At 74.9% G+C, this 10711-nt stretch carries 7 protein-coding genes; 4 read left to right on the top strand and 3 right to left on the bottom strand.

The genetic code is table 11. The features are described 5' to 3' along the window. Positions 1-125 precede the first annotated feature (125 nt). Positions 126-1334: an acetyl-CoA C-acetyltransferase gene (locus tag ACFV4G_RS14750; protein WP_380440151.1), complete on the bottom strand. Its 1209-nt coding sequence runs from the start codon at positions 1332-1334 to the stop codon at positions 126-128. Between the two features lie 248 nt (positions 1335-1582). Here ACFV4G_RS14750 and mce point away from each other — a divergent pair, with 248 nt between their 5' ends. From mce to ACFV4G_RS14735, 3 genes are all read left to right on the top strand, one after another. Then, complete coding sequence (gene mce, locus ACFV4G_RS14745) at positions 1583-2026, top strand: methylmalonyl-CoA epimerase (protein WP_329928148.1); 444 nt, start codon at positions 1583-1585, stop codon at positions 2024-2026. A gap of 563 nt (positions 2027-2589) precedes the next feature. Further along, positions 2590-7380 carry a hypothetical protein gene (locus ACFV4G_RS14740; RefSeq protein ID WP_380440149.1) on the top strand — a complete coding sequence of 1597 codons (4791 nt, stop codon included), beginning with the start codon at positions 2590-2592 and terminating at the stop codon, positions 7378-7380. A 107-nt stretch (positions 7381-7487) separates the two neighbouring features. Next, positions 7488-8417 (top strand): cellulose-binding protein, encoded by a 930-nt coding sequence (locus ACFV4G_RS14735; RefSeq protein WP_329927955.1) that lies wholly within the window; start codon positions 7488-7490, stop codon positions 8415-8417. A gap of 61 nt (positions 8418-8478) precedes the next feature. Here the strand turns inward: ACFV4G_RS14735 and ACFV4G_RS14730 are convergent, their stop codons facing one another. Both ACFV4G_RS14730 and ACFV4G_RS14725 read right to left on the bottom strand, forming a co-directional pair. Next, positions 8479-8790, bottom strand: coding sequence for a hypothetical protein (locus ACFV4G_RS14730; protein WP_329927956.1), 312 nt, complete (start codon positions 8788-8790; stop codon positions 8479-8481). Beyond that, positions 8787-9584: an alpha/beta fold hydrolase gene (locus ACFV4G_RS14725; protein WP_380440146.1), complete on the bottom strand. Its 798-nt coding sequence runs from the start codon at positions 9582-9584 to the stop codon at positions 8787-8789. The genes ACFV4G_RS14730 and ACFV4G_RS14725 overlap by 4 nt, the downstream gene beginning before the upstream one ends. 92 nt (positions 9585-9676) lie before the next feature. On the opposite strand from ACFV4G_RS14725, the gene ACFV4G_RS14720 reads away from it, so the two are divergent. Next, the coding region (locus ACFV4G_RS14720) for an ABC transporter ATP-binding protein (RefSeq protein WP_380440144.1) at positions 9677-10711 on the top strand (1035 nt) is incomplete at its 3' end.

Raw genomic sequence — 10711 nt, 5'->3', positions numbered from 1 at the left:
TGTGTCGTGTGGCCGGGTTGTGTCCACATGTGGGTCCACTCGTCTCTGGGTTTGCTTTGGGTTGTTGCACTCGGTGGCGTCGCCCGTTTTGGGGGGCCCCCCAGCCCCGGACAGGTCGAGGTTGATCAGGCCTTCGGGCTGTGATCCTTGGGGACGTGCACGATCAGGGCGTCGCCCTGGCCGCCGCCGCCGCACAGGGCGGCCGCGCCGACGCCGCCGCCGCGCCGCTGGAGCTCCAGGGCCAGGTGCAGCACCACCCGGGCGCCGGACATGCCGATCGGGTGGCCGAGGGCGATCGCGCCGCCGTTGACGTTGACGATGTCCGCGGAGACGCCGAGGTCCTTCATCGACTGGTGGGCGACGGCCGCGAAGGCCTCGTTGATCTCGATCAGGTCGAGGTCGGCGACGGTCAGGCCGTCCTTGGCCAGCGCGTGCTTGATCGCGTTGGACGGCTGGGACTGCAGCGAGTTGTCCGGGCCGGCCACGTTGCCGTGGGCGCCGATCTCGGCGATCCAGGTCAGGCCCAGCTCCTCGGCCTTGGCCTTGCTCATCACGACCACGGCGGCGGCGCCGTCGGAGATCTGCGAGGCGGAGCCGGCGGTGATCGTGCCGTCCTTGGCGAAGGCCGGGCGCAGCTTGCCGAGGCCCTCGGCGGTGGTGTCCGCGCGGATGCCCTCGTCCTGGCCGAACAGGACCGGCTCGCCCTTGCGCTGCGGGATCGGCACCGGGACGATCTCGGCGTCGAAGAGGCCGTCGGCCTGGGCCTTGGCGGCGCGCTGGTGCGAGGCGGCGGCGATCTCGTCCTGGACCTCGCGGCCGATGCCGAGGCGGGTGTTGTGCTTCTCGGTGGACTCGCCCATCGGGATGTTCTCGTAGGCGTCGGTGAGGCCGTCGTACGCCATGGCGTCCAGCACCTCGACCGCGCCGTACTTGTAGCCCTCGCGGGACTTCGGCAGCAGGTGCGGGGCGTTGGTCATCGACTCCTGGCCGCCGGCCACGACGATGTCGAACTCGCCCGCGCGGATCAGCTGGTCGGCCAGGGCGATCGCGTCGAGGCCGGAGAGGCAGACCTTGTTGATGGTCAGCGCCGGGACGTTCATCGGGATGCCGGCCTTGACGGCGGCCTGGCGGGCCGGGATCTGGCCAGCGCCTGCCTGGAGCACCTGGCCCATGATGACGTACTGGACCTGCTCCCCCGTGATCCCGGCCCGCTCCAGCGCGCCCTTGATCGCGAAGCCGCCGAGGTCGGCTCCGGAGAAGCCCTTGAGCGAGCCGAGCAGGCGACCCATGGGGGTCCGCGCACCGGCAACGATCACAGAGGTGGTGTTGGTCATGGGACGAGCCCCTTCGCACGTCGTGGCCAGGTGAGGATGCCGCTCAATGTACTGACCTGTTACCCGCCCGTCACCGGAGCTACGGTGTGATCGAGCGCACTGGCACCGTCCAGTCAACACCGTGTCAACGCGGTCCGGGTGAACCCCGGGCGTGTGAGCAGACTCGCACGTCCGGCGCTGGCGCGCGTTAAGCGCGATGCGCTGCACTGGTGGCCACCCGTTTCGCGACCCGCTCACCGGAGGCCGCCGTGCTGACCCGTATCGACCACATCGGCATCGCCTGCCGAGACCTCGACAAGACGGTCGAGTTCTACCGCGCCACGTACGGCTTCGAGGTGTTCCACAGCGAGGTCAACGAGGAGCAGGGCGTCCGCGAGGCCATGCTCAAGATCAACGACACCGGCGACGGCGGCGCCTCCTACCTCCAGCTGCTGGAGCCCACCCGGCCCGACTCGACCGTCGCCAAGTGGCTGGAGAAGAACGGCGAGGGCGTCCACCACATCGCCTTCGGCACCGCCGACGTCGACGGCGACGCGGAGGCGATCCGGGGCAAGGGCGTCCGGGTCCTGTACGACCAGCCGCGGATCGGCTCGATGGGCTCGCGGATCACGTTCCTGCACCCCAAGGACTGCGGCGGCGTCCTGACCGAGCTGGTCACCTCGGCCGAACCGGCCGCCCACGACGAGCACTGAGAGCCCCGGGATGCCGCTCCCGCCCCGGGCGGCATCCCGTTCCCTCCCCCCGCTGACGCCCGGGAGGCGCCGGACGCGCATGCACCTTTCGACGGGGCCCTCGCTCCGCCCGGACCCGGGAACTCGTCAGTAACCTGGCCGGGTACGCCGAAAACCCCCACGCGGCCATTCCCCCGCAGTGCGCTCCCACTACAATGCCCAGGTGCGCGAAGACTCCGGGGGACGGAGGGGACGGGCACGGCCGATGACAGGCCCGTCCGCCCTCCGGCGGCGGCCCGTCGCAGGGGAGTCCACTACGCGGGCACGGCTGAACAGTCGCAAGTCGGATCTGTCACCATTCTCCACAAGGCAAGAGTTCGCCCAGGAGTCCACCCGGACGGGGGAACGCGGCATCACCGCGCTCCCGCACCGAGGGCTCCGACGACCGCGGCGGGCGGCCCCGGCTTGAACGTGGGGGCTCACCGGCCGCGGATGCAAGGACCAGTCGGAGCGGCACCCGGAACCACGGGGGCCTCGCACCGGCCGGGTCGAGGACGCGACCAGGAGATGGATGGGACCGCGGAGTGCGGGGCAACGACCGCTACGAGGCTGACGATCACCTCTCCCAGTTCGAGGCCGAGATGGGTCGGACTCGAAAGGAGCGGGACAAGGCAGTCGAGCACGCCGAGGACCTCGCCTACCAGGTGGAGGTGCTCCGGGCCAAGCTGCACGAATCCCGTCGCATGCTCGCCCAGCCGCGTGCCTTCGACGCCGTCTCCGGCCAGGCCGAGCAGATGCTCAGGACCGCCGAGATGCAGGCCCAGCAGATGCGCGCGGACGCCGAGCGCCAGCTGCGGGACTCCCAGGCCGCGACCCAGCGGATCATGGCCGAGGCCGCCGAGCGCACCGCCCGCCTGGAGGCCGAGCTCACCGCCCGCCGCCGCCAGCTGGAGGACGAGCTCACCGAGCTGCGCCGCAACGCCGAGCAGCACCTGAACGGCTGGGCCGAGCAGACCAGGTCCGGCAGCGAGCAGGAGGCCCACCGCCTGCTCCAGGAGGCCCGCGCCGAGGCCGAGCGGATGATGGCCGCCGCCCGCGCCGAGGCCGTCGCCCTCGCCGACCAGGCCCGCGCGCAGACCGCCGCCGACGTGGACGCCGCCCGCGGCGAGGCCCAGGCCGCCGCCGAGGCCGCCCTGCACAGGGCCCAGAACGACGCCGAGCGCCTCCTGCGCGCCGCCTCCGAGCAGGCCCAGCAGGCCGGCGCCCAGGCCGCCGCCGACGTCGACGCCGCCCGCGGCGAGGCCCAGCAGCAGCTGGCCGCCGCGCACGCGGCCGCCGAACAGCAGCTCGCCGCCGCGCAGGGCGAGATCGGCCGGCTCAAGGAGCACGCCGCCGCCGAGCAGGCCCGCGCCGAGCAGCAGCTGTCCCACGCCCAGGCCGAGATAGAGCGGCTGCGCGCCGAGGCGATCGCCGAGGCCGAGCGCACCCGCCGTGAGGCCGCCGAGCTGCGCGACCAGGCCGAGCGGGCCGCCGAGCAGCTCCAGGCCGACGCCGAGGCCGCCGTCGAGCGCCGGGTCGCCGACGGCGACGCCGCCAACGAGCAGCGCTCCCAGACCGCCCGGGCCGAGATCGCCCGCCTGGTCGCCAAGGCCACCAAGGAGTCCGAGGCCATCCGGGCCGAGGCCGAGGCGGTGCGGGCCGAGGCCGCCAACCGGCAGGCCGAGGCGGACGCCGCCAGGGCCGCCGCGGCCGAGGAGAGCGAGCGGCTGCGCGCCACCGCCGAGTCCGTCGCCGCCGAGCTGAAGGCCGAGGCCGAGGCGGCGATCGCCGACCTGCGCGCCCGCACCGAGCGCGACCTCGCCGACCTGCGGGCGCAGGCCGAGGCCGACGCGCTGCGCCTGCGCGGCGAGGCCGAGGAGGAGGGCCGCGCGGCGGGCGCCAAGGACGCCACCGTCCACCTCGCCAAGGCCGCCAAGACGGCCGAGGAGGTCCTCGACCGGGCCGACCGGGACGCCGAGGCGGCGCGGAGCGAGGCCGCCGCGGAGGCCGAGCGGATCCGCACCGAGGCCGCCGCCGAGGCCCAGCTCCTGCGCGAGCAGGCCCAGGCCGCCGTCGAGCAGGCCCAGAACGCCGCCCTGGACGACGCGGCCGCGATCCGCGAGCGGATCGAGCAGATGCAGGACGAGGCCGCCCGGCTGCGCGCCGAGGCCGAGGAGCTGCGCGCCCAGGCCGCCGCCGAGGCCGACCGGGTCCGCGGCGAGGCCCGCCGCCAGGCCGTGGTGCAGATCGAGGAGTCGGCGAAGAACGCCGAGGAACTGCTCACCAAGGCCAAGGCCGACGCGGACGAGCTGCGCGCCGGCGCCGCCGCCGAGATCGAGCGGCTGCGCGAGCAGGCCCAGGAGCAGGCCGCCGAGACCCAGGGCCGGGCCGAGCAGACCCTGTCCCGGGCCCGTGCCGAGGCCGGGAAGATCACCGCCACCGCCGAGCAGCAGGGCCAGGACGCGCTCGCCGCCGCCCGCGCCGCGGCCGCCGAGAACCGCACCGCCGCCGAGCGCGAGACCGCCGAACTCCGGCGTGACGCGGCCGAGTTCGACCAGCGGGTGCGCGCCGAGGCGGGCACCGCCGCAGAGGCCCTGCGGGCCGATGCCGACGCCGCGGCGAAGGCCGTGCGGGACGCCGCGGTGGCCGACGCCGAGCGCGTGCGCACCGAGGCCGACACCGAGGCCGCCCGCACCCGGGGCGAGGCCGAGACGGTCGCCACCGCGCTGCGCGAGGAGAGCCGGCGCGAGCACGAGGAGGCCGCCGCCGGGCTCCAGCGCGAGCGCGAGGAGACCGCGGAGCAGCTGGCCGCCGCCCGGGCCGCGCGTGAGCAGGCCGAGCAGGGCGCCGAGGAGCTGACGAAGCGGACGGCCGCCGAGACCGCCGCCGTCCGCGAGGCCGCCGAGACGTACGCCGACCGCGTCCGCACCGAGGCCGAACAGACCGCCACCGACCTCACCGAGCGCACCGCCGCCGAAACGGCCGCCCAGCGCACTGCCGCCGAGCAGGCCGCGGACGAGCTGACCAGGCGGACGGCCGCCGAGACGGCCGCCGTCCGCGAGGCCGCCGAGACGTACGCCGAGCGCGTCCGCACCGAGGCCGAACAGACCGCCACCGACCTCACCGAGCGCACCGCGGCCGAGACGACCGCCCAGCGCACCGATGCCGAGGCCTACGCCGAGCGCGTCCGCACGGAGGCCGAGCAGGCCGCCGCCGACCTCACCGAGCGCACCGCCGCCGAAACGGTCGCCCAGCGCACCGACGCCGAGGCCTACGCCGAGCGCGTCCGCGCCGAGGCCGAGCAGGCCGCGGACGAGCTCGCCGAGCACACCGCCACCGAGACCGCCGCCCAGCGCGCCGACGCCGAGGAGCTGCTGGAGGCCGCCCGCGTCTCCGCCGAGCAGCGCAAGGCCGAGGCCGCCCAGGCCGCCAAGGAGATCCGCGAGAAGGCCGCCGCCGACCTGGCGCTGGCCGCCGAGCAGGCCGAGACGGTCCGTGCCGAGGCCGGCCGCGAGCTGTCCGAGGCACGCGCCACCGCCGACGCCATCCGCGCCGAGGCCGGTGCCGTCCTGGACCGGGCCCGTGCCGACGGCGACGAGCTGGTCGCCGCCGCCAAGGCGGAGTGCGCCGCGCTGGTCGAGGTCGCCGAGGACGAGGCCGCCGAGGTCCGCCAGTCGGTGGCCGGCCTGCACGAGGCCGCCTCCCAGCAGATCGCCGAGCTGACGGCCACCGCCGAGCGCGAGGCCGCCGACGTCCGCGAGCAGGCCGAACAGGCCGCCGCCGACCTGCGCGCCGACGCCGAGCGGGAGACCGCCGAGCAGCGCGAGCTCGCCGACCGGGAAACCTCGGAGCAGCGCGAGCTCGCCGACCGCGAGACCGCCGACCTGCGCGCCCGCACCGAGGCCGAGACGGCCGCCCTGCGCGAGCAGACCGAGCTGGAGCTCGCCGCCGAGCGCGAGGCCGCCGAGGCCGGGATCGCCCGCCGGCACGCCGAGGCCCAGGCCTACGACGAGCAGCTGCGCGCCGAGGCCGACCACGAGCTGCGCACCGCCCAGGAGGCCGCCGACCAACTGCGCGCCGACGCCGAGGCCCAGGCCGCCCGGACGGTCGCCGCCGCCGAGGAGCACGCGGCCGGCGTGGTCGCCGACGCCGAGGAGCTGGCCGCCGCGCTGCGCTCGGAGGCCGAGGAGTACGCGCTCGCGACCCGCACCCTGGCCGACGAGTACGACTCCGCGACCCACGCCCGCGCCGACGCCTACGACGCGGACACCCGGGAGGCCGCCGAGCAGTTCGACAAGGCCACCCGCGACCAGGCCAAGTCCGTCCTGGAGCGGGCCTTCGCGGACGCCGAGTCGCTCGGCGAGGACGCCCAGACCACCGCGCTGGCCACCACCGCCGCCGCCGAGGAGCAGGCCGACGCGATGGTCGCCGCCGCCCGCAAGGAGGCCGACCGGCTGGTCGCCGCCGGCGAGGCGGCCGGCCAGGGCGAGGTGGAGAAGGGCCGCTCCGACGCCGACGCGCTGCTCGCCGAGGCCCGCCGGGACGCGACCGCGATCCGCGAGCGCGCCGAGGAGCTGCGCGAGCGCACGGACGCCGAGGTCGAGGCGCTGCACGAGCGCGCCCGCAAGGAGAACGCGGCGGCCATGAAGTCGGCCGGCGAGCGCGTCGACGCGCTGGTGACGGCCGCCCAGGAGCAGCTCACCGAGGCCGAGGAGCAGGCGGTCGCCACCGTCGCCGAGGCCGAGGACCGCGCGGCGGCCCTGGTCGCCGCCGCCGAGGAACGGGCCGGGGAGCTCTCCTCGGAGGCGTCCGCCGAGGCGAGCAAGGTCCGGCTGTCGGCGGTCCGCAAGGCCGAGGGCCTGCTCAAGGAGGCGGAGACCAAGCTCTCCACCTCCACCGACCGGGCCGAGGCGCTGATCGAGAAGGCCGAGGCCAAGCTGCGGTCCTCCCAGGAGGAGGCCGAGGAGCGGCTGGAGAAGGCGTCCGCCGAGGCGGAGAAGCGGCTGCAGGCCGCCGACCGCGCGGCGGACGAGCAGGTCGAGCTGGCCAAGGCCGAGGCCGAGCGCCTGCTGGAGGAGGCGCGCGCCGAGGCGGAGCGCGTCACCACCGAGGGCCGGCGCGAGCTCGACGAACTGGTGCGCCGTCGCAAGGACATCAACACCGAGATCTCCAGGGTCCAGGACGTCCTGTCCGCCCTGGAGGCCTTTGAGGCACCGGCACCGGTCGCACAGACCAACGGGGGAAACAGCAAGAAGGACGGGGGCGCCAAGGCCGGTGCCGGAGTTGGCTCCCCCCGGTCGGGTGGCAATCGCTCCAAGAACGCACCACCCGATTGAGCGGACATTGTCCGCGGGACAACGGCATTTCGCCGTCGACACTCCGGTACCGTGTCAGGATTCCCTCAACCACCTCAGCGGTTTGACGACAGGAAGCCCAGAACCCCATGAGCGACAGTCACTCCCCTCACGGCTTCGACCTGGTGCGCCGTGGGTACGAGCGTGCCCAGGTCGACGAGCGGATCACCAAGCTGGTGGCCGACCGTGACAGTGCCTTGACCCGGATCAGTGCGCTGGAGAAGCGCATCGAGGAGCTCCACCTGGAGACGCAGACCGCCCAGGCGGCGGTCGCCGAGCAGGAGCCGTCGTACGCCGGTCTCGGCGCCCGGGTCGAGAAGATCCTGCGCCTCGCCGAGGAGGAGGCCAAGGACCTGCGCGACGAGGCGCACCGCGCCGCCGAGCAGCACCGCGAGCTCGCCGAGGCCGCCGCCCAGCAGGTCCGCACCGAGGCCGAGAACTACGCCAAGGACCGCAAGGCCAAGGCGGAGGACGAGGGCATGCGGATCGTCGACAAGGCCAAGAGCGACGCGGCCCAGCTGCGCGCCGAGGCCAACAAGGACGCGCAGAACAAGCGCGAGGAGGCGGACGCCCTCTTCGAGGAGACCCGCACCAAGGCCGCCCAGGCCGCGCTGGAGTTCGAGACCAACCTGGCCAAGCGCCGCGAGCAGTCCGAGCGCGACCTGGCCGCCCGTCAGGCCAAGGCCGAGAAGCGCCTCGCCGAGATCGAGCACCGGGCCGAGCAGCTGCGCCTGGAGGCCGAGAAGCTGCGCACCGACGCCGAGCGCCGCGCCCGCCAGACCGTCGAGACGGCCCAGCGCCAGTCCGAGGACATCGTGGCCGACGCGAACGCCAAGGCCGACCGGATCCGCAGCGAGTCCGAGCGCGAGCTGGCGGCGCTCACCAACCGCCGCGACAGCATCAACGCCCAGCTGACCAACGTCCGCGAGATGCTGGCGACGCTGACCGGCGCGGCCGTGGCCGCCGCCTCGCTGCCGAACGACGACACCATCGGCGTGCCCGCCCAGCAGGGCCGCTGACGCAGCAGCACGGCGGGCCCTCACCCTCCCGGGTGAGGGCCCGCCGTCGTTCAGGGCGTCATCATCTCGGGTAGGCCCCGTCCGGCCGCTGGTGGCCGCTGCTGAGCTGGTTGCCCTCGTCGTCCGAGACGGTGCCGAACCACGACGTGCACCACACCGAGACCGAGTCCGGCCAGTACTGCACCTCGAACGGGTGGCCCGAGCCGTGGTCGCCGTACGAGGTGACGATGAAGGTCTCCCCCGGGCGCATCCAGTAGTCCTCGCCGAGCGGCTCCAGGGTCAGCTCCAGCAGCCCCTCGCCGCGGTTCGTCAGCGGCATCCGGCCGGTCACCTCCAGGGCCGAGAAGTCCCAGCCGGCCTCCTCCTCGGTCATCCGGCGGCCACCCGGGCGAGCAGCTTGCGCACGGCGTCGTCGAACGCCTCCGGTGCCTCCAGGGCGCTCAGGTGGCCCACCCCGGGGATGACGGTCAGTTCGGCGTCCGGCCGCAGCCGCGCCATCAGCTCGGCCTCCTCGACGGCCACCAGGGCGTCCTCGGCGCCCGCGACGACCGCGGTCGGCACCCGCACCCCGGCGAGCACCTCCCGGGAGTCCGGCCGGGCCGCCATGGCCCGCTGCGCCCACGCGACGGCGGCCGGCGGCGCGGCGGCGACCAGCGCCTGCACCCGCTCGACCAGGTGCTGCGAGTCCGGACCGAGCTGGCCGGCCGCCACCTCCTCGTCGAGCAGCAGCTGGACGCTGTCCCGGGCGAGGACCGCGGCGGCGATGCGCTCCCGGTTGGCGCGGACGGCGTCGGAGTCGGCGGTGGCGCGGGTGTTGGCCAGCAGCAGCCCGGCCAGCCGGTCCGGGTGACGGCGGGCGAAGGCCAGCGCCACGTAGCCGCCCATGGAGAGCCCGCCGACCACCGCCCGATCGATCCCGGCCGCGTCCAGCAGCAGCGCGAGGTCGTCCGCGACCAGGTCCAGCGAGGGTTCGTCGGTGCCCAGCACGGTGCCGCCGAACCCCCGCTGGTCGGGGGCGAGCACGCGGGCGTCGTCCCCGGTCAGTCCGGGCAGCGCGTCCAGTTGGGCGGACCACATCGCGGCGTTCAGCGGGAAGGCGTGCAGGAGTACGAGGGGCGTTCCGGTGCCGCTCTCGCGCACCGACAATGCTGAGGGGAGCTGGGTCATGGGGCCACCGTATTCCGGTGCGCCCGGCGGGCCCACTCAGCGGGCCGCGATATCCGCTTTGTCCTAGCCTGACAGAGAGTAAGGGAGCGCGAATGATCGAGTTGCACGACCTGACGAAACGTTACGGCAAGACCCTCGCGGTGGACCGGCTCAGCTTCCGGGTGCCCCAGGGAGTCGTCACCGGCTTCCTCGGCCCCAACGGCGCGGGCAAGTCCACCACCATGCGCATGATCCTCGACCTCGACAGACCCACCTCCGGCCGGGTCACCATCGACGGCCGGAGGTACGGACAGCTCAGCGAACCGCTCAAGTACATCGGCGCCCTGCTGGAGGCCAAGGCCGTCCACCCCGGGCGCACCGCCCGCGACCACCTGCTCTGGCTCGCCCAGAGCAACCGGATCCCCGAGCGCCGGGTCGACGAGGTGCTCGCCCTCGTCGGCCTCACCCCGGTCGCCCGCAAGCGCGCCCGCGGCTTCTCGCTCGGCATGGGCCAGCGCCTGGGCATCGCCTCCGCACTGCTCGGCGACCCGGAGATCGTCATGTTCGACGAGCCGGTCAACGGCCTGGACCCGGAGGGCATCCTCTGGATCCGCAACCTGATGAAGCGGCTCGCCGCCGAGGGCCGCACCGTCTTCGTCTCCTCGCACCTGATGAGCGAGATGGCCGTCACCGCCGACCACCTCGTCGTCATCGGCCGGGGCCGGCTGCTCGCCGACCTGCCGATGCCCGAGTTCATCCGGCGCAACTCCCGCTCCGCCGTCCGGCTGCGCACCCCGAGCCCCGAGCGCCTGCTCGACGTCCTGGCCGGCGCCGGGATCCGCCACGAGACCGGGCCGGACGGCTCCTACGAGGTGGTCGACGGCGACCTCGCCGGCCTCGGCGACCTGGCCGCCGCGAACGGCGTCGTCCTGCACGAACTCAGCCCCCAGCAGGCCTCGTTGGAGGAGGCCTTCATGCAGATGACGGCCGACTCGGTGGAGTACCACGCCGGCGACGGACCGGGCCGGGACGCGGGGGGGGGGGGCCCCCGGGGGGGGGGGGGCGGGCGGCCCCCCCGCCCCCCCCCCGCGCCCCCCCCCCGCGCCCCCGCTGGCGGAGAGAACGGGGGCGCGCCCGCCCGGGCAGAG

This window comes from Kitasatospora sp. NPDC059747, from assembly GCF_042732955.1.
Classification (GTDB): Bacteria; Actinomycetota; Actinomycetes; order Streptomycetales; family Streptomycetaceae; genus Kitasatospora.
Note: the sequence above shows the minus strand (reverse complement) of the source record. Positions and strands in the feature narration are given on the sequence as shown.